At 47.2% G+C, this 20,100-nt stretch carries 19 protein-coding genes; 6 read left to right on the top strand and 13 right to left on the bottom strand.

Going from position 1 to position 20,100, the window contains the following annotated elements; all coding sequences use genetic code 11:
- Window positions 1-7 precede the first annotated feature (7 nt).
- Window positions 8-1,753, bottom strand: a complete 1,746-nt coding sequence (locus BW928_RS07345) for a ShlB/FhaC/HecB family hemolysin secretion/activation protein (protein ID WP_076555588.1) — start codon at window positions 1,751-1,753, stop codon at window positions 8-10.
- 287 nt (window positions 1,754-2,040) lie between these two features.
- A complete protein-coding gene (locus tag BW928_RS07340) occupies window positions 2,041-2,730 on the bottom strand; it encodes an NUDIX hydrolase (protein ID WP_158078457.1) in 690 nt (229 codons plus the stop codon).
- A 94-nt stretch (window positions 2,731-2,824) separates the two neighbouring features.
- Here BW928_RS07340 and BW928_RS07335 point away from each other — a divergent pair, with 94 nt between their 5' ends.
- On the top strand, window positions 2,825-3,418 hold the full coding sequence (locus BW928_RS07335) for an NUDIX hydrolase (protein WP_076555587.1): 594 nt from the start codon (window positions 2,825-2,827) through the stop codon (window positions 3,416-3,418).
- Here the strand turns inward: BW928_RS07335 and dtd are convergent.
- The 8 genes from dtd to BW928_RS07295 all read right to left on the bottom strand — a co-directional run bounded on the left by dtd (window position 3,415) and on the right by BW928_RS07295 (window position 10,788).
- Complete coding sequence (gene dtd, locus BW928_RS07330; protein ID WP_076555586.1) at window positions 3,415-3,867, bottom strand: D-aminoacyl-tRNA deacylase; 453 nt, start codon at window positions 3,865-3,867, stop codon at window positions 3,415-3,417. The two genes, BW928_RS07335 and dtd, sit on opposite strands and share 4 nt — an antisense overlap.
- Window positions 3,868-3,962: 95 nt before the next feature.
- On the bottom strand, window positions 3,963-4,634 hold the full coding sequence (bioD, locus tag BW928_RS07325; RefSeq protein WP_375537536.1) for a dethiobiotin synthase: 672 nt from the start codon (window positions 4,632-4,634) through the stop codon (window positions 3,963-3,965).
- A gap of 40 nt (window positions 4,635-4,674) precedes the next feature.
- On the bottom strand, window positions 4,675-5,484 hold the full coding sequence (locus BW928_RS07320) for a methyltransferase domain-containing protein (RefSeq protein ID WP_227516574.1): 810 nt from the start codon (window positions 5,482-5,484) through the stop codon (window positions 4,675-4,677).
- Window positions 5,471-6,667: an 8-amino-7-oxononanoate synthase gene (locus BW928_RS07315; protein WP_076555585.1), complete on the bottom strand. Its 1,197-nt coding sequence runs from the start codon at window positions 6,665-6,667 to the stop codon at window positions 5,471-5,473. The genes BW928_RS07320 and BW928_RS07315 overlap by 14 nt, the downstream gene beginning before the upstream one ends.
- Window positions 6,664-7,977 carry an adenosylmethionine--8-amino-7-oxononanoate transaminase gene (gene bioA / locus BW928_RS07310; protein WP_076555599.1) on the bottom strand — a complete coding sequence of 438 codons (1,314 nt, stop codon included), beginning with the start codon at window positions 7,975-7,977 and terminating at the stop codon, window positions 6,664-6,666. The genes BW928_RS07315 and bioA overlap by 4 nt, the downstream gene beginning before the upstream one ends.
- 182 nt (window positions 7,978-8,159) lie before the next feature.
- On the bottom strand, window positions 8,160-8,564 hold the full coding sequence (locus tag BW928_RS07305; RefSeq protein ID WP_227516573.1) for a YbaN family protein: 405 nt from the start codon (window positions 8,562-8,564) through the stop codon (window positions 8,160-8,162).
- A gap of 195 nt (window positions 8,565-8,759) precedes the next feature.
- Entirely contained in the window at window positions 8,760-9,644 is an 885-nt protein-coding gene (locus BW928_RS07300; RefSeq protein WP_076555583.1) for a class II glutamine amidotransferase, read from the bottom strand.
- A gap of 142 nt (window positions 9,645-9,786) precedes the next feature.
- Window positions 9,787-10,788, bottom strand: coding sequence for a homoserine kinase (locus BW928_RS07295; protein ID WP_076555582.1), 1,002 nt, complete (start codon window positions 10,786-10,788; stop codon window positions 9,787-9,789).
- 219 nt (window positions 10,789-11,007) lie between these two features.
- On the opposite strand from BW928_RS07295, the gene ribH reads away from it, so the two are divergent.
- The 4 genes from ribH to BW928_RS07275 all read left to right on the top strand — a co-directional run bounded on the left by ribH (window position 11,008) and on the right by BW928_RS07275 (window position 13,796).
- Window positions 11,008-11,502, top strand: a complete 495-nt coding sequence (ribH, locus tag BW928_RS07290; protein WP_076555581.1) for a 6,7-dimethyl-8-ribityllumazine synthase — start codon at window positions 11,008-11,010, stop codon at window positions 11,500-11,502.
- Window positions 11,503-11,646: 144 nt separating this feature from the next.
- Window positions 11,647-12,171, top strand: coding sequence for a transcription antitermination factor NusB (gene nusB, locus BW928_RS07285; RefSeq protein WP_076555580.1), 525 nt, complete (start codon window positions 11,647-11,649; stop codon window positions 12,169-12,171).
- A gap of 71 nt (window positions 12,172-12,242) precedes the next feature.
- Complete coding sequence (gene thiL, locus BW928_RS07280; RefSeq protein ID WP_076555579.1) at window positions 12,243-13,181, top strand: thiamine-phosphate kinase; 939 nt, start codon at window positions 12,243-12,245, stop codon at window positions 13,179-13,181.
- A 24-nt stretch (window positions 13,182-13,205) separates the two neighbouring features.
- The gene (locus tag BW928_RS07275; RefSeq protein ID WP_076555578.1) at window positions 13,206-13,796 is read left to right on the top strand and encodes a phosphatidylglycerophosphatase A family protein; all 591 of its coding nucleotides are present in this window, start codon (window positions 13,206-13,208) and stop codon (window positions 13,794-13,796) included.
- Window positions 13,797-14,095: 299 nt separating this feature from the next.
- Here the strand turns inward: BW928_RS07275 and hslO are convergent, their stop codons facing one another.
- Complete coding sequence (gene hslO, locus BW928_RS07265) at window positions 14,096-15,013, bottom strand: Hsp33 family molecular chaperone HslO (RefSeq protein ID WP_076555576.1); 918 nt, start codon at window positions 15,011-15,013, stop codon at window positions 14,096-14,098.
- Window positions 15,014-15,206: 193 nt separating this feature from the next.
- Here hslO and glmS point away from each other — a divergent pair, with 193 nt between their 5' ends.
- Window positions 15,207-17,045, top strand: coding sequence for a glutamine--fructose-6-phosphate transaminase (isomerizing) (glmS, locus tag BW928_RS07260; RefSeq protein ID WP_076555575.1), 1,839 nt, complete (start codon window positions 15,207-15,209; stop codon window positions 17,043-17,045).
- A 140-nt stretch (window positions 17,046-17,185) separates the two neighbouring features.
- Here the strand turns inward: glmS and BW928_RS07255 are convergent, their stop codons facing one another.
- Together BW928_RS07255 and pgi are read right to left on the bottom strand one after the other, a co-directional pair.
- Entirely contained in the window at window positions 17,186-18,460 is a 1,275-nt protein-coding gene (locus BW928_RS07255) for a UDP-glucose 6-dehydrogenase (RefSeq protein WP_227516572.1), read from the bottom strand.
- A 4-nt stretch (window positions 18,461-18,464) separates the two neighbouring features.
- Complete coding sequence (gene pgi / locus BW928_RS07250) at window positions 18,465-20,090, bottom strand: glucose-6-phosphate isomerase (protein WP_076555574.1); 1,626 nt, start codon at window positions 20,088-20,090, stop codon at window positions 18,465-18,467.
- Window positions 20,091-20,100: the final 10 nt, after the last annotated feature.

Here is a 20,100-nt window from a genome sequence, read left to right as displayed (position 1 = left end):
TGCCTGACTAATAACCAAATGCAATCTGAAAGCCCACATTGGCATTTTTGGACAAACCATTGGCACGCATGGGCTTGCCAATAAATCCATCAAAACTTAACCGCTTGGTCATGAAGCGATAGCCCAATACCGCACCTGTTGCTTGCTTTGATGCACTGCCCAAACCATCAGCACTCACCCAGCCTTGATCTATGGCGGTATAAAACTGATGTGGGTTTTTGGCAGGTAGCTGATAGTAAATCTCTTGTCCGACAACCAAGCCATTATTGCCAGCAGCCAAGCGTTTGCCATCAAAGCCACGCACAGCATACTGATCGCCAATGATAAATTGCTCGGCAGCTGGCAGATTATCACGGCTATATTGCCCAAAAAATCGTGTATTTAGACCAAAGCGATGATTTGCTGTGGCAAGGGGCAAGCGATAATTGCCAGTAAACTGCCAAATCAGCGGTCGGCTGTCCACATCACGGTAATATCGCTCAGGCGATGGCAGAGCGTCAAATGCACCAATGCCATGGCTAAAACCACCCTCCAAGGCGAGCTTGCTTTGGTTATAAAATGTCTTTTCAAAATCCAGTGCCAAGCGATAGTTTGAGCTTTTGCGGCGTTGTACCAAGATTGGTAAATCATCAATATAATATTTGCTGTCTTTGTGGCTAATTTCGCCAATGCCTGTCAGCTTGCTGTCGCCACTTTGATAAAGCAGATAACTTAGCTGTGCTTGTTTACGCACTGTTTTGCCTTTGTAGATGGGATTGTGGTTCAGCCCAGCCAAGGCTTGGGTGTAGCGGTTGTAATTGTAGCTTAATTTTAATTGCCAGTTTTTGAATGGATAGCGATAATTAAGATATAAATTTTGATTATTTGCCTGAAGTTTGGTGCTGTTTATGCCGTCTAATGTACTCAGATACTGCACATACAAATTATCATTACTCCACAAAGGTTCAGCAATATTTAGCCCAATGCCAGCCTGATGAATGCCTGTGCTTTGGTTGCCAAAGTTATTGACAAAAAGTTGCGTGCCGATTTTATTTCCCTTATTTCTTTGGACAATCAAATCACTAAAACCAGCGTTTTCATTGGTTTTGTCGCTTGGCTTGATGTGAATCATCGCTTGGGTGTCATAAGGCAGGCGTAGGTTTTGTGAGCTTTGTTCAAGTTTACGCAGGTTTAGCACATCGTAAGTTTTGATGCTCATGGCATTGTGCAAGACGATATTAGGGTCATCAGAAGCACGATAAATATTCGCCACACGACCAGCGATAACGCTTAGCACCAACTGACCTGAAGCCAAGTCTTGCGGTTTTAGCAATACTTGGCTTGTGATATAGCCTTGATTTAAGATTTGATAATAAGCAAAATCAATGATCTTTTGTAATCCTTGCTCACCGACACAGCTGCCAATCAATCCTGTGGATTTTTTATTGAGTTTTTTAGCAAGAAATTGAAAATCAGCCTTGGCATCATCGGCAACATCCAACAAGACTTGCTGGATATTAAAACAAACAGACTCATTGGGTAAATCAAGTGATTGACTGGAGCTAACACCGACCGATGCAGGCAAGATGGCTCTGGTTTCAGCTGCCATTTGTGCTTGAGTAAACAAACGCTGTTCGGCAAGCGATTGGTTTTGGATTAAGTTTAGGTTGGTGCTTTGACTGGTGTTTGCAAATGCCGATGTAGATAGTGGCAACAACACAGCCAAAAGCATAGCCTTGTGCGTCCGTGCTGCTGCGTGTTTTGTTGCCACCATGTGATAATCCAAATCAACGATAAAATTACCCAAAATTCTAACACAAAAATTAATAAAGACAAACAAAATGATGGCACAGCCGACAATTTGGGCAAAATTTGACCATCTGCAAGTTTTGAAACTCGGGGAGTTTTCTTATCTTTAATATTTACAAAAGCACTTTAGGCTCATTTACAAACCGCATAAATACAAACTTTACGCCCACAAAAGTACCGTGCAAGCATCAGCCACCATCAAGATTGGCAAAGATAATTATCTTTAGTAATTAATAAAATAATCAAGTATTACTATATTATCTCCTGACGATAATACCACTCAATATTCGTCCCAAAACCGATATTTAATAAATTGGCAATCATTCGCCCCGTCAGCCCCCATACCGTCTCGCCATCAACATACCATGCAGGTGTGCTGATGGTCGCCACTTGGTCTGCGTGCGTATAATCAAACTGGTATATGCCTGTTGGCGTATCAGAAAAATATGCCAATTCTACCCAAAAAATTCTGGCAATTTCTGCCTCTTGCCCAACCAGCTCCATCGCCATCTCTGGCTCAATCAACGCCACCACAGGACGCACCCACAGTCCTGACTTGGATTGCTGCATCGGCAGATAGCCGATAACAGATACGCCATCTGCAATCAGCCCAACTTCCTCAAAACCCTCTCGCAGTGCCGTGTCTGCTGTGCTGGTGTCCATATCATCACGATGACCGCCAACAAAAGCAATCTCGCCTGCATGGTTTGTAAGGCGGCTGCTGCGTTTGGTGAGGAGCAGTCGTGGCGTTGGCTCATTGGTAATCACGATAAGTACGGACGCATGCGGCTTGGGCTGATGATACACGCGATCTGGCATACCGCCCAGTCTGGGCAATTCGTCCACCCCTTGATAAGCTCGCAAATTCGCTGCCAAGCGTGCCAAAAGTGGCGTGCGATATGTGCGTGGCGGATTTAGGAATATTTTGTCTTGATAGCTCATATTTTGGTTGCGATTGTATGGTATTTGGCTTATTATTTTATGCCAAAGCCAAGCACAATGCCAGCTTGTCTGGCGACAGATCTCAGGAGATGCCATGCCTTTTTGTTTGCAATGCGGTCATGCTGCAAATTTTGCCATACCTGCGGGCGACAGTCGTCCAAGGTTGGTTTGCCCAGCCTGCCAATTTATCCATTACGAAAATCCAAAAATCATCTGTGGTACGCTGTGTTATCATCAAGACAAAATCCTGCTGTGCAGACGAGCCATCGAGCCTCGTTATGGCTATTGGACCTTGCCAGCAGGGTTTATGGAAAATGGCGAAACCATGCTGGCAGGGGCGGTGCGTGAGACTTTTGAAGAAGCCCAAGCAATCGCCTGCAATGCTCGCCTGTACTGCTTATTTGATATTGCACATCTCGGTCAGGTACACGCAATGTATCTGGCAAAGCTAAGCGATGATGGTTATTTTGCTGCAGGTGCCGAGAGTCTAGAATGTGCGTTGGTTGATGATGAAAATATCAACTGGGATACGCTTGCTTTTGAGACAATAAGACAAACCATCAAGCATTATTTGGCAGACAAACAAGCACTTATCCGCCAAGGCATTGATGCAAATGACCCAAGCAACTACCCTTTGCACCAAATCACCCTAGGGGACGACACCACGCCCAAGGCAGATGACCGCTAAACTGTCAAAAGAAAGTTAATCGGCCCATCATTGTGTGCAACCACCTGCATATCCGCCCCAAACTGCCCTGTTGCAACAGGATTATGGCAAGATTTGGCATAAGCAACAAGCTGCTCAAACAGCACCGCCGCCTGTGCAGGTGGCATACATGGTGCAAAATCTGGACGGCGACCCTTGTCAGTATGTGCCATTAGGGTGAATTGCGACACCAGCAGCAGCCCACCACCAACCTCCACCAGACTTCTGTCCATTTTGCCAAGTTTGTCAGCGTCAGTGGTATTTTCAAAAATGCGATAAGTCAGTATCTTATCCACCAAGCGGTGCATCTGTGCTTCGCCATCGTCTTTGCCAATACCAATATATGCCAAAATCCCCTCATTGATACTGCCGATAATACGACCATCAACGGCAACATGGGCGGATTTGACGCGTTGTATCAGAGCTTTCATAAGCATATCCTTTATTCATTTGGCAAATTGTGCCGACATTTAATTACAGACAAAATGCTCTCACCCATCGCTTGACAAACATCAATCCACGCAGCTCATGACAGGCAAGGAATTTCCCACCACTTAGCAGTAGGGTGATGGCGTGCCAGCTGTGCTTGTAACAGCTGCTTGGTGTCCGCAGCAATCAACCCATCATCACCATCGTCCACCTGATTATAAGCGACAGCATACACGCTAATGCCATAGCAGCGTAATGCGTGCAGGCTAAGCAAGGTGTGGTTGATACTGCCAAGTCTGCCTGAAGTTACCAAAATAACAGGATACTGCTGCTTGGCGATATAATCAATAATCAGCACGCCATCATGCGAGCCATTGTCAATCAGCGGCACCATTAGACCGCCCGCCCCTTCGAGCAAAACCACCTCATAAGCCGCCAACAGTCTGTCGGTGCAATCAGTGATATACTGCATATCAACTGTGCGATTCTCAAGACGGCAAGCCAAATGTGGCGATGCTGGATAAGACAAAATCATCGGCATACTAAGGCGTGCCTTATCCTCAGCAAATAATGGCACGCCCATGATTTTGCGGTGCGTCAAAATATCCTCGCTACAGTCTTGGTTGCCTGTTTGGATCAATTTTTGGGTGATGACACGCCGCCCTGCCAACATGAGCTGCTTGGCAATAAATCCTGTGGCGATGGTTTTGCCGATATTGGTATCGATGCCGCTGACAAAATAGCAGCCTTGCATGGTTGTTTCGATCATTTTTGTGCTTTTATAAATTTAACCTGCCAATCGAGTAATCCTATGGTGTCTTGTTGGTTTTTTTGTGAGCGATAATGATAATCGGTCGATAAGTCAGTGGTACGCCTTTGGCATCTGCCAGTTGCCAATAACGCTGGCAAAATTCATCAAGTCGCTGCTTATTCCACCGAAATGAGCCACTGGTTGCCGTAACGCCTGTTGCTTGTAAATGTCGCAGCACCGCCATCGGTGAATCAAAATACACCACCTCATCAGACACCTCAACCTTATCAATCACAAAGCCTGCCATCGTCAGTCGTGCCAGTAGTTGCTTAGGAGTATCATACGCCAGCCCCTGCCCTGTCAGCTGATAAATCTGCTCCAAATTGCCCTGCACAAAGCTACTCATCGCAAAATAACCGCCTGTCGCCATGGCGTGATACAGCTTGACCAATAGCCCATCAAGCGGATAAACCCACTGTAGCATGGCTGATGATACCACAAGATTCAGCCCTTGTGGCACATCAATATGGCAAATATCGCCAAGCAAATACTGGCACTGGCTGGGCTGATTTGCCAGCGGATTTTCCATAATATGCTCATACAAATCATTCAAATACAACTGCTGTACCTGATATCGCTCAAGCAGTGCGTCCGTCAAAAGACCGCTGCCCACGCCGATTTCTAGCACCTGTGGCAACACACCAGCTGGCAGGTACGCCAACAAACCTGCCATCAGCCGCTGCACCATCAATCGCTGCACCACTGCATGACTGCGATAGCTGTGATGTGCTTTGGCAAATCGCTTGGCAATCTTGTTGTCAGTTGGCATTGTCATGGCATGATCTGCGTGCGTATCATGGGGCTGCATTTATCACTCCAGAGACCACCTGCAACACATCGTCCAGCTCTTGCTGCCCTAGGTCGGCAGATAGGCATAATCGCAGGCGAGACTGATTCTGTGGCACGGTTGGTGGTCTGACAGCCATCGCATAAAATCCCGCCTGCCGCAACATGGCAGCTGCATCAAGGGTGCGTTGATTATCACCCAAAATCACAGGAACAATTTGGCTTGCCGATGGGCATGGTAGCCCTGCACGGCGAATTGTTGCCGCCACCTGCTGGCTTAGCGTCATGAGTTTTTGGCGTTCATGATTCATGTGGATAAGTTTTGAGAATACAAACTGCGTCCAAGCAACGCACACAGGGGGCAACGCTGTGCTAAAAATCAACGGTCGCATGGTGTTGATTAAAAATTCTCGCATAATTTTATGACAAATAACATAACCGCCCATTGACGCTACCGCCTTGCCAAAAGCTCCGACAATAAAATCAATCTCATCAATGACGGCAAATTCTTCGGCACAGCCCAATCCACGCTCGCCACGCACGCCAACGGCATGAGCCTCATCAACATAGAGCATGACTTTGTCATGGCACCGCTTAAGCCGAACCAATGCCGCCAAATCCGTTACATCACCGTCCATGCTAAATATACTCTCGGTGGCGACAATAATGCGATCAATGCCGTCATCTTGCTGATATTTATCAAGCAATTTTGCCAATTGTGGCAGGTTTTGGTGCTGATAACGCACGGTTTTTGTGCCATTTTGTGCCGCCAGACGCATACCGTCAATCATGCTGGCATGAACCAGCTTATCGGCGATAATCACCGTACGCCCATCGCACAACGCTGGCAAAATCCCCACATTGGCATGATAGCCACTGTTAAATAATAAGCACGCTCGCCCAAACAGTTGCTGCAGCTGCCACTCAAACTCATCAAAAATCTCAAAATTACCCGTCAATAGCCGTGATGACGAGGAGGCAAATGGCAGTTTGTCATGCTCCACAGTCTGCATAAACTCATCGTGCAGTGCTTCATCGCGTGCCATGCCCATGTAGTCATTGCTTGCCAAATTAAGCAGCCTTTCCCCACCGTCGATGCTGATATACCGCTTGCGATGATTGATATTGGCAAAACTGCGATAATTGTGCTTGCTCTTTAAAGTGGCAAGTTTGTCATCATAATACGCCAACAATCGCTCGTTCATACAGACCTCTTGTGTGGCGGCATATCAGCCAAGCTCTCAATCAACGCCACCAGCTGTGTCAGCAATTTATCCAGCTCATCATCATTGATAACAAATGGCGGCATGATATACACCAGCCGCCCAAACGGACGAATCCAAATACCTCTGGCAAGACACTGCTTTTGTATGCTTGGCATATCCACCGCCTGATGCAGCTCCACCACCGCAATCGCCCCAAATACCCGCACATCAGCAACATGGTCAAAAGCGGCAAGATGGCTTAATTTTGCCAAGCACGCCTTGCTGATGCGTGCAACATTTGCCTGCCAATCGCTCTCAAGCAACAATTTGGTGCTGGCAAGTGCAGCAGCACACGCCAAAGGATTTGCCATAAAAGTCGGGCCGTGCATGAATACACCTGCCTGACCTGCACTGATGGTATGTGCCACTTTTGTTGTGGTGATGGTTGCCGACAGTGTCATATAGCCACCCGTCAATGCCTTGCCTAGGCACAAAATATCAGGCACAATCTGTGCATGCTCACAGGCGAATAATTTGCCCGTACGCCCAAACCCAGTGGCAATCTCATCGGCAATCAGCAGCACCCCATACTCATCGCACAGCTTGCGTATCTGCTTAAGGTAGTTTGGGTGATAAAACCGCATACCACCCGCCCCTTGCACCACAGGCTCAATGATAAACGCCGCCAGCTGCTCATGGTGCTGCTCAAAGGCTTGACGCACAGGAATCATTTGCTCATCAGACCAAGCATCATCAATACCAATCGTCGGTGCTGGCACAAAAATACGGCTGGGCAATGCCTCACCAAAAATCTGATGCATGCCCGTTACAGGGTCGCATACGCTCATGGCATTCCAAGTATCGCCATGATAACCAGAATAAGTGGTGATGATGTTATTTTTTTGCATTTTGCCTTGTGCGTGCTGATATTGCACCGCCATCTTCAGAGCAACTTCGACCGCCACCGAACCCGAATCTGCATAAAAAATATGCTGCAAAGGCTGATAATCGGCAGCAGTAGGCATGATTTGTAATAACAACTTACCAAGCGAAATCGCAGGCTCATGGGTCAGTCCGCCAAACATAATATGCGACATTTGCGTAAGCTGATTTGTGATTGCTTGATTTATCACAGGGTGATTATAGCCATGAATGGCACACCACCACGATGCCATGCCGTCTATCAGCACCGTGCCATCTGCCAGATGAATCTGACAGCCTGTCGCGTGCGATACCTTCAAGGCTGGCAAAGGATTAATCATCGAGGTATAAGGGTGCCACAAGTGCTTGCGGTCAAATTCATCAATCATAAGCTGCTTTTCACAAAAATAATCGCTTATCATAGCGAATTTGGACAAAAAATAAAACCCATCACAAACGATTGAAATCAGCAAAAATCACCATCATCAGCCGTGGCAACTTGGCAAAGCAAACTTAAGATGGCTTGATTGACAATGTCATCAAAACACAAACCGACAAGCCAAGCTCCCATTTAAGCATCAGGCAAGCGAGCAAGCCACACACCCACCGCCAAAGACATCGCCGCCAGTGGCCACACCAACCACCGCCACGCATCTGGCAGCTGCACATACAGCACAATCACCGACAGCGTCATCATCAGCCATGCCAGATATTTGGCAAATCTTGGGACAGCACGGCGTGTTTGCCAATTGACAATCATCGGTCCAAACAATCGATGATTAAGCAGCCACGCATAAAATCTGCGTGAGCTTTTTGCCCAGCAATATCCTGCAAGCAGCACAAAGACAGTCGTTGGCAATCCCGGTACGACAATGCCAATGATACCAAGCGACAAAAATAACACACCCAAGCCAAAAAACACCGTACGCAGTACAATGTTTTGATAAGGCGAGTTAGAATCAGGGCTTTTTTGCATAATTGTTGGATTAAAATACGAGACCAAAACCATCGCTGGCAATTCTTACGACCAGTTACTGGCATTGTATCACAATTTACAACAATCGTTCATTAAAATATAAATCATTATCATTAGCAAAATTAACAAAGCTGTGTCAACACCCTACCAAGATTGCTTGTTGGTATGATTTGGGTAGATGACACAAACTGTCCGTCAGACACTTGCTCCGACCTGCCGTGCCAACGCAATGCCTTCTTCGACCGACAGATAGGTTTTTTTGCTCGGTGCATCACGAAAAGCAACCTCGCCATCTTGAAATACAACACATTCATCAACCGCCAGTTGCTGCCATTTTTCATTATCCGTCAAAGGAATAGTAACCAAAATGGTAACTTTGTCATGCTCGGTGGTAATATCGCTAAAATTCACCGTCATCTCGCCATCAGACAGCTTCGCCTCGCCAAACGGTGCTTTGCGAGTGAGATAAAACAACAAACTGCCTGCATACGCCAGCTGCCAGCTGCCATTAGAAATCAAGCAATTAAACAGCCCATTGGCGGATAAATAGCGGCACTGTGCGGTCAAAAAAGCAAACAACGCCTCATCTGTAGGGCGGGTTTTGAAGGTGCTTTTTAGGCGGTTTAAGAGATAACAAAAGGCAAGTTCACTGTCGGTCGTTCCCACAGGGGCATAATGCTCGGCATTGCCATTATCCATCAATCGCTGGGTGCGACGCATAAAACTGTCAGTCATCTGACCATTGTGTGCAAATGCCCACTGCTCGCCCCACACTTCACGCACAAAAGGGTGAATATTGGCAAGCCCATGTCCGCCTGTGGTTGCTTTTCTGATATGCGCAATGACATTCATCGCGCGGATTGGGTAATTATTCACCAAGTCCGCCACAGGAGACAGATGGCTGGGCTTGTCATCATGAAATTGCCGCAGCCCAATATGACCCGATTCGGTTCGCTCAAAAAAAGCGATACCAAAACCGTCCTCATGATGGTCAGTCAAGCCCCCACGCTGACGAAAACCTGCAAAGCTAAAGCCAATATCAGTTGGCGTATTACAATTCATTCCAAGTAGTTGGCACATAATTTTACCCAGTTTTATGAATTAAAAATATCCAAAGGTTTGATTTTAAATTGCCAAAGAGACACCATGCAGCAACCCAAAAAAATCCGAAGCACTGTATTGACACCCGCATCTCCACTTTTATCAACATAAATCAAAAACATCAGACAACACGCCCCCAATGAAACGCCGCCAAGCGTTTCATCAAATCAGGATTTTTTACCATAATGTCATCGCCTGTGCGTCCTTGTTCGCGGTTATAATGAATGACATTTAACCGCAGCAACCAAAAGATGGTCGCAGAATAGGCAAGCATCACAGGCAAGGATTGTTTTTCGTCTGCTGTCAAAACTCGCACGCTTTCATAGCCTGTGATAAAGGCATTCATCTTGGCGGTGTCAAAATTCACACTCTCGCCATCGGTAGCATCGCCCCAAGTGGTACAAAAATCATTGATGGTAATCGCAATATCCATCAAATAATGCTCCACCGACACTTCAGTAAAATCAAGCAAGCCTGTCAAGCGTGGCGTCTTGCCGCTAAAATCCCACAGCGTGTTGTCCGTAAACATATCCAAGTGGCACAGCCCCTTTGGCAAATCTTTGGGCAATTTGGCATAAGCAGCCCAAATATCATTCATCAAACACGCCTCATCGGTGGGCATAAACGCCGTTTCACGCTCTTTGACCCTCGCCCAATCATACAGTGGCACGCCATAATCCTCAGCAGGTTGCAAAGTTGTCAGGGTGTCATGCAGCACCGCCAGCACCTGCCCCATCTGATGACACATCGACTCGCTGGTCTGGCTTGGGTGGCTGCCTGATAATTTTGGCACAACCAAAATTGCTTTGTTCTCATACCGCATGATACAATCTTCGCCGATATGCTTGCCTTTGGCGGTTTTTTTAATCAATGGGGCAGCGATGGGCAATTTATCCTTGAGCGTGTGCATCACCGTTGCCATCTTGATAATATCAGCAGGTACTCGCTCTTCGTACAGCGTGAACACATAGCTAAAATCATCATCTGTGTCATTATCCGTCTGAATGAACCAATTGGAATTTTTAATCCCTTGCACGATGGCGGTGGCTTGGCGAAATGGCACACCGTACAAACCACAGAACGCAAAAAACTCATCATCAGACAGGTGGGTATAAACAGACATAATGTTTCCATAAGAATAAATTTTGCTTATTTTAAATGATTTTTGTCAGCAATGTACAACTTTTATTCGCTCTGCATGATTTATTCGCTGATAATGCCCAAACTTATCGCCAAAATGGCAAATCTTGGGCTTTTGACAAAATACCTGAAAATTTGGGGCAATTTATGCTAAAATAAGGCATATTTTTCTAACCAATTTCACAATCATAAAGGATAGCCCATGACAACTTTTAGCCAAGAAAAAGCCGCCATCACGCACATTGAGGGGGCATTGCATGACAATCACTCTGTTCGTATCGGCATTGCTGTTGGCAGATTTAATGGTTTTTTGGTCGAAAGTTTGGTTGAAGGGGCGATTGATGCCTTAGTGCGTCATGGTGTGCTGGGCAAAAATATCCATGTGGTGCGTGTGCCAGGTGCTTTTGAGCTGCCTTTGACCGCCAAAAAAATGGCAGAATCAAACAACTATGATGCCATCGTGGTGCTGGGGGCGATTATTCGTGGTGCTACGCCGCACTTTGATATCGTTGCCAGCGAATCTGCAAAAGGCTTAAGCCAAGTGGCACTACAGCACGGCATCGCTGTCATCAACGGCATTCTCACCACCGAAAATATCGAACAAACCATTGAGCGTGCTGGCACCAAAGCAGGCAACAAAGGGTACGAAGCGGCAATGACTGCACTTGAGATGATTTCTGTATTTAACAAAATCTAATCTTAAATGCGGTGATGGCATTGCCAATTTGCAAGCCATCGCAGGCAACCGAACCTGTAGCAGTACGGCAAATTTTTTTGAATGAATCAATAAAATTTTGCCAAATTATCATCGCTCATTGATAAGTTTAGCAAAGAGATTGTCATGACCCAACAAACAGACACCCCAAACCTTGCCGAAACTGGCTACAAGACCAGCCATACCGCTGTACGCAAAGCTCGCCGTTTTGCCCTGCAAGGACTGTATGAATGGCTTAGCACCGATTACCGCCTAAATAAGCACGCCAGCCATTTGGCAGGTGGTAACGAACCTCATACCATCGCCGCTCGCACCCGTGCAACAAATGCCATGCACACAGTTCATTTGGGCTACTATCATGAACTCATGCGACAAATCCCTGCCAAGACAGGCGAGCTGATTGTGGATATCAGCAATCATTTGGATCGCAATTTTGAGGCTCTGGACACGGTAGAGCAGGCGATTTTGCTCATCGGTGCCTATGAACTCAAATACAGCTTGCACATTCCTTATAAAGTCGTACTTGATGAAGCCATGCAGCTGAACACTCATTTTGGGGCAACCGATGCACACAAGCTCATCAATGCCGTGCTGGACAAACTTGCCAAGCGACTGCGTAGCCTTGAAAGTGCTGCCGATAAGCCATCTTGACAAACAATCAGCTGCCTTGCCAAACTCCTTGACAACACAGCATCCATCAGCAACCGCCCATTATCTGTGCCATGTCTGAATTCTCGCTCATTGCTCGCTATTTTCAAGGTGCAACCAGTACACACCACAGCACTCGTCTTGGTATTGGCGATGACTGTGCCATCAGCCAGCTTGCTGATGATTGTCAGCTGGTCAGTTGCACCGATACTCTGGTAAGCGGTAGGCATTTTCTTCCTGATACTTGTCCGCACGCCATCGCTTACAAATCTGTGGCGGTGAATTTGTCAGATTTGGCGGCGATGGGGGCGACACCTTTTGCCATTTTGCTTGCTCTTAGCCTACCAAAATCAGCTGCTTGTGATGAATTTTTGGGCAGATTTGCCAAAGGGATTGCTGATATTTGCCAGCAGTTTGGCGTTGAGCTTATCGGTGGCGATACCACAGGCAATGACACGCTGACAGTTACCATCACAGCACTTGGCACCGTACCTGCCAACTCGGCATTGTACCGCCATACCGCCAAAATTCATGACATCATCTGCGTCAGTGGTGAGATTGGCTCGGCAAATTATGCCCTAAGCCAACGACTGGCTGGCAACTCACCCCCAGCACAGTTACAGCAAGCACTGGATTATCCAATGCCGCAAGTGGCACTGGGGCGACAACTGCTTGGGGTGGCAAACAGCATGATTGATATCTCTGATGGGCTTGGGCAGGATTTGGGTCATATTTTGGCTGCAAGCGGTGTTGGTGCAAGGCTTGATTTGCACAAAATCCCTACCAATGCTTTGCTTGGCAAATTAGACCATGAACAGCTTTGGCAACATCAGCTAAATGGCGGTGATGATTATCAGCTGCTTTTTACCCTAAGCCCTGAAAAATTTGCCGAATTTAATCAGCACAGCCAGCCCATTTATGCCATCGGTGAGATTGTGCCAACGCAGGGCTTACAATTATTTTGGCACGACACTCCTGTTGATTTTCCCATCAAAGGCTGGCAGCATTTTTAACATTTAGCAATATGAGCAACTATCATGAGCAACCAAAAACCCGATATCTACCAAGCCAATCTCTGCCCACCCTGCCCACCTGATGCCAGCAGTTATGACAAAATCATCTACCAACTCGGCATCGGTCTTGGCTCTGGCAAACCAAAAAAAGCCGCTGGCACTTGGGGTACGGTTGGCGGATTACTGGTGGCGATTGCCTTGATTTGGCTGGGGTTTTGGGTATTTGTCATCGCAACCATACTTGGGCTGCTTGCTGGCAGCCATATCTGTGGTCGCACCAGCACCCTGATGGGCATCGCTGACGATCCGCACATTGTCTGGGACGAATGGATTGGTATGTGGCTGGCGTTATTGCCCACTGTGTTTGTGCTGAACCACTTTGGGCTATTAAATGACTTTGTGCCAAGCAAACTTATATTTTGGAGCAGCATTACGCTATCGTTTGGGCTATTTCGCCTGTTTGATGTCCTAAAGCCCGCCCCTATCAGCTGGGCAGATCGCCATGTATCGGGAGGCTTTGGGATTATGCTTGATGATATCTTGGCAGGAATTATCGCAGGAATGCTCACAGTGATTGCGATATTTAGCTTTGCCTCACTGGGTCTTGTACTCTAAGCTGCTTGCTGCCAAATCGGCATCATCAAGACAGCACAACCGCCAAGATTTTTGCTTTGCTCTGATGGGTGTTTTTCAAGCTATTAATTGGGAAATTATCACAATGCCAAAACACCAAACCTACCTGCCGCTTTGGCACATAACGGTAAATTGTCAAAACTAGCCTGCACAAAATTAGCAGTGATTAAATTTGGACCATCTGCCAAAGTTTTGGTAAAAAAATTAGCACATTTGCAAGTGAAGCAAAAAATTAAAAACCACCCATTATACAATCGGTGGTTTTGGTAAAAAACAACGCATCATTCATCGGCGAACAATCGCTCAACCGCAGCTTCATCAAAGCGATACTGCTGACCGCAAAAGCCACAATCAAGCACCAGCACGCCATCATGAGCTGCCACCACCTGCTTGGCTTCATCGAGCCCCAGTTGTATGATTGCCCCTTCGCTTTTTTGCACCGAGCAAGTACAAGCAAAATGCAGCAGTGTCGCCTCTGGCAGCACCACTTGCTCCTCATGATACAAACGATACAGGATTTCTGCCGCTGGCAAATCGGTAATTTCTTCAGGTTTTAAGGTGTCAGTCAGTGCCGTCAAGCGATTCCACAAATCAGGGTCGGCTTCTTTGTCGGCTTGCGTCTGTGGCAATAATTGCACCAAAACGCCAGCAGCCGTTGTGTCCGAGGTAGCAAGTTTAATCAAAGTTGGAATCTGTGCTGACTGCTTTTGATAATGTGCCAAGCACTCCGCCAAACTGTCGCTGATTCGCTCAACAATCCCTTGATAGGCTTCGCCCTTGTCGGGGTGAATGCTGATAAATAACACGCCTGCCCCCAGTTGAGCAAACGCCTCATCACTGCCATCAAGCGACCGCCACAAAGACGCATTGTCGCCTGTGTCATCAAACCCTGCCAATGCACGCACTGCCCCCGTATGGTCGCACTCTGCCATCGCCCAAGTGAGTCGTGCCTTTTCATCGGTGCTTTGTAATTGTACAGAAAGTTTGCCATCAATCTTTAAGGTGCTGATTAATAGGCTTGCAGATACCAGCATCTCGCCTAGCAGTGCCTTGAGTGCTGCTGGGTAGTTTTTTTGGGCGATGACGGTTTGGTAAGCCTTGTCAAGCTGTACAATGTCGCCACGCACGGCTGAATTTTCAATAAAAAACCGCTGGCGATAATCGCTGCTTGCTTGATAATCTTGGGTAGTGGTTGTCATGATTTTTCTCTATTACAAACTTCCTTACTATATGGGGACAAAAAGAAATTTTACAAATACCGATTCGCCATCGTCTGCCCAGATTGCTTGTGGTATAATAAATTGCCCTTGCCCAACGATTTGGGGCAAAGTTGGCATTTAACAGCAGATTGCTGCTGGCAGATTGATAATTTTGATACTAAGGAACAAGACTATGTGCGGTATCGTTGGTGCTATTCGTAGCCATCATAATGTGGTGGATTTTTTGACAGATGGATTAAAACGCTTAGAATATCGTGGCTATGATTCGTCTGGCATCGCAGTACAGACCGAAACAGGCATTCGCCGTGTACGCCGTGTGGGACGCGTTGCACTGATGGAAGAAGCCGCCAAAAATAAAGAAATCTATGGGCTGACAGGCATCGGTCATACTCGCTGGGCAACTCACGGTGGCGTTACCGAACCCAATGCCCACCCACACATTTCCGCTGGGCTGATTTCGGTGGTGCATAACGGCATCATTGAAAATTTTGAAGCAGAAAAGGCTCGCCTAGAAGCACTGGGCTATGAATTTGAATCACAAACAGATACTGAGGTCATCGCCCACAGTGTGCATTATGAATACACGCACAACGGTGGCGACTTGTACCGTGCGGTGCAGACTGCTTGCTCTCGCTTTCAGGGTGCGTATGCCATCGCAGTCATTGCCAATGACAAGCCCAACCAAATGGTGGTTGCTCGCATGGGCTGCCCACTGCTGATTGCCTTTGGCGAAGATGAGGTATTCATCGCTTCTGATGTCTCTGCTGTGATTGCCTTTACTCGCCGTGTTACCTATTTAGAAGATGGCGACATTGCCTTACTGCACGCTGATGGTATCCAAAAATTACTCGACAAAGACGGCAATGATGCCAACCGCAGCATCAGAACCTCCGAGTTGTCATTGGCATCGCTGGAGCTTGGGCCCTACAGTCATTTTATGCAAAAAGAAATCAACGAGCAGCCCCGTGCTGTCTCTGACACTGCCGAGATTTTTTTGGACGGTGGTTTTATTGCCGAGAATTTTGGCGAGCAAGCAGCACAGATTTTTGCCGAAATCAACAGCATTAAAATTTTGGCCTGTGGCACTTCATACTATGCTGCCTTGACGGGCAAATATTGGCTAGAAAGCATTGCCAAAATCCGCTGCGATGTTGAGATTGCCAGCGAATATCGCTACCGTGAAGTCATCGCCGACCCAAAAGAGCTCATCATCACCATCAGCCAGTCAGGCGAGACACTTGATACGATGGAAGCCTTAAAATACGCCATGACACAGGGGCATCAATACAGCCTATCCATCTGCAATGTCATGGAATCCGCCCTACCACGCAACAGCACGCTGGCGATTTTTACCCGTGCAGGTGCCGAGATTGGTGTCGCCTCAACCAAGGCATTCACCACGCAACTGGTGGTGTTGTTTGGGCTGGCGGTAACGCTTGGCATTGTGCGTGGTCAGGTTGATGATGAGCGTGCCGATGGCTATGCCGAAGACTTGCGTCTGCTACCCGGCAGCATTCAGCACGCACTGAATCTTGAGCCGCAACTGGCAACTTGGGCACAAAGTTTTGCCAACAAGCCCAGTGCGTTATTTTTGGGTCGTGGCATTCACTACCCCATCGCCCTAGAAGGTGCGTTAAAACTCAAAGAGCTGACCTATATCCATGCCGAAGCCTACCCAGCAGGTGAACTAAAGCATGGGCCACTGGCTTTGGTTGATGAAAATATGCCCGTGGTTGTCATTTCACCAAATGACGGACTGCTAGACAAGGTCAAAGCAAATATGCAAGAGGTGAGTGCTCGTGGCGGTGAGCTGTTCGTCCTGTCTGATTTGGACAGTGATTTTACCGCAAGCGATGGCATTCATGTGATTCGCACCCCGCGGCATATTGGGATTTTGTCGCCAATCGTGCATACCATCGCCGTGCAGCTATTGTCATACCATGTGGCACTGGTGCGTGGCACAGATGTTGATAAACCACGCAATCTGGCAAAAAGCGTAACCGTAGAATAACCACCCAAAAACAGCAAGTAGCCTTAGATTGCTTGCTGTTATATTAAATTACGCCATAGACTTCGCATAGCCATGATAATGCAATTTTGGCACAGTTTTGGTACATGGCACTGCCACAAGGCTTAATTATCAGTCATTGCTCACCTGTTGCACCCTATGCCAAAATATGGCACAGTAAGCTGTTTTAGCAAGTGTTCATCAAAGATATTCTTGGCATCAAAGATTGGCACATGAAGTGCATTTAACCGATGCACATCAGGTGGTACAAGCAGCGACCAATTGACGATAAACAACGCATCAGCCTCCTTAAGCGGTGTATACGCATCATCAACCATCTCAAGTAGTGGCTCATCACCATACAACGACATCATCTCAAACGCCGTATGCTGGGTGAATAATCGTGTCTTAATGCCGTATGACCACAGCAGTTTTAATAAGGGGTGAATTGCCGAATTGGTGGCACGAGACGCACCACTGCGATAACCAGCCCCCCAAATCACGACAGTTTTTTGTTCAATAAACCCATCAAAATACTGCCAAAATTTGCGAAAAATCAGCTCTTTTTGGTCTTCGTTAATCTCGCTGACAGCACTGATTAGGGCGGTTTTTACCTGATGGTGTGCAAAGTCGCCAGCCAAGAGCTGCAACTCTTTTGGCAAACTTTTACCACCAAAACCCCAGCCCGCCGACAAATATGCCGAGCCAATGCGACTGTCCTGCCCAATAATTGCCTGAACCGCCTTAATATCCACCGACTGCTTATCTGCCAGTCGTGCCATCTCATTCATGAACGAAACACGCACCGCCAGCATTGCCATCATGCTACTTCTGGCAAACTCCACCGTTTTAATGTCGGCAATCTTGCAGCACAATGCACCGCCTTTTAGACGCATCAGCACATCACAAGCCTGCACGCTGTGCGGGGTCTTTTCGCCAATCATCAACAAATCCGCTTGATAAAAAGCATTAAAATTCGCCCCATCTTTCATAAAGCTAATGGGCAGATAGTAGACCCATGCCGATTTGATTTGCCATGCCTTATCCGCCACCGTGCCAATCGGTGCGGCACCACTTAGGATAATCTGGCTATGCACGCTGGTATGCTGCTGCAAAAACTGCCAAATATCCTGCATCTGTGCTGCCATATCCTCAAAAAACACCCACAATAAGCCATCACAACTTGCCAACAAATACTGCTCAAGTGGTATGGTGGCAAGCTGGATTTTTTGTTCGCTGCAATACAGCGACCACAGCGTCAGCATTTGGGTATCAAACTGATAATGCTCCAGCGTATCGTTGATGGCGTCCTGCGTTGCCCACAGCTGCACCTGCTTGCCCAAACTTGCCAAATACAAGCAAGCATTAATCGCCTCATGCTGATGACCCATGACAAAAATGCGTTCGTGAATTTGCATATCTCTATCCTTGCTTAATCCGAGCCAGCAACGCATTGGTTGAACCATCAAAACTCTCAACCTTGCCTGCTTGTTGCAGAGCCTCATAGACACTGTTTGCCATCACCTTGCCGACTTCCACCCCCCACTGATCAAAGGGGTTAATCTGCCACATGACACTCATCACATATACCTTATGCTCATACAAAGCAATCAACGCCCCCAAAGTCTTGGGGCTTAAGTCTTCTAGCAACAAAGTGGTGGACGGCTGGTTGCCACGATACTGCTTAAACTTGGCAAAATTATCCTGCCCTTGTTGCATTGACTGTGGCAAGGCTTCGTTGCCAAACGCCAGAACCTGCGACTGGGCAAGGCAGTTGGCAAGTGATAATCTGTGCTGGTCTGCCAGCGAGGCATTGGACACCTGTGCATCATTATAACGGCGAATCGGTGCAATAAAATCACAAGACACACGCTGCGTGCCTTGGTGCAGCAGCTGATAAAAGGCGTGCTGGGCATTTGAGCCAATATCACCCCACAAAATTGGGCAGGTATTGTATGCCACTTGCTCGCCCGAACGCTTGACTGACTTGCCGTTTGATTCCATCTCAAGCTGGGTCAGATAATTGGGAAAAAACGACAATCGCCCATCATAAGGCAGCACCGAGTGGGCGTTAATCCCCAAAAAAGTCGCATTCCACACCCCAATCAGCCCAAGCAAGACAGGAAGATTTTTACGAAAATCCGCTGTGGCAAAATGCCTGTCCATCTGGTTTGCCCCAGCGAGCAATTCCCGAAAACCTGCCATGCCAATTTTAATGGCGATTGCCAAGCCAATTGCCGACCACATACTAAATCTGCCACCAACCCAATCCCACAACAGCAGCTGATTATCAGGGTGAATGCCCCACTGGCTCATCTTATCAAAACGGGTGGAAATGCCGATAAAATGGCGGCGTAACACAGTGGCTGGATTGTCATGGGCAGTAAGTAACCACGACAATGCCGTTTTGGCATTTGACAAAGTATCAATCGTGCCAAAAGATTTTGAGGAAATAATAAACAAGGTACTTTGAGGGTTTAGGATTTTTAGCAAATTGTCCAGCTGCGTGCCGTCCATATTTGACACAAAATGCACGCGAATGTCAGTATCTGACCACTCTGCCAATGCTGTGGTCGCCATCAATGGTCCCAAATCAGAGCCACCCACGCCAATATTGACCACATCGGTGATTGCCTCGCCAGAAAACCCTCGCCAAATGCCACTGCGAATGCGTGCTGTCAGCTTGGCAACCTTATCTAGGCTTTCATGCACTTGTGCATTGACATCAATGCCATCAACCATCAAAACCTCGCCCTTGGGCAGACGCAATGCCGTGTGCAAGGCAGGGCGATGCTCGGTGTCATTGACTTTTTGTCCTGTGATTAGAGCATGGATTTTATCTGCCAAACCAAACTCATCAGCAAGCAAAAACAGCTTATCCATCACCTCATCATCCACCGCTTGCTTGCTATAATCCATATAAATATCACAAGCACTGGCTGCCAATCGCACCCCACGATTGTCATCTTTGTCAAACCGTTGTTTTAGGCTCAAGGTTGCCTGTGTTTTTGCCAACCGTGTCAAATCCTGCCAAGCTGACTGCGTCATGATTGTTCCT

The sequence above is a fragment of the Moraxella cuniculi DSM 21768 genome (assembly GCF_900156515.1).
In the GTDB taxonomy this organism is placed as follows: domain Bacteria; phylum Pseudomonadota; class Gammaproteobacteria; order Pseudomonadales; family Moraxellaceae; genus Moraxella; species Moraxella cuniculi.
The sequence above is the reverse complement of the archived record's forward strand: the minus strand, read 5'-3'. Positions and strand labels throughout refer to the sequence as shown.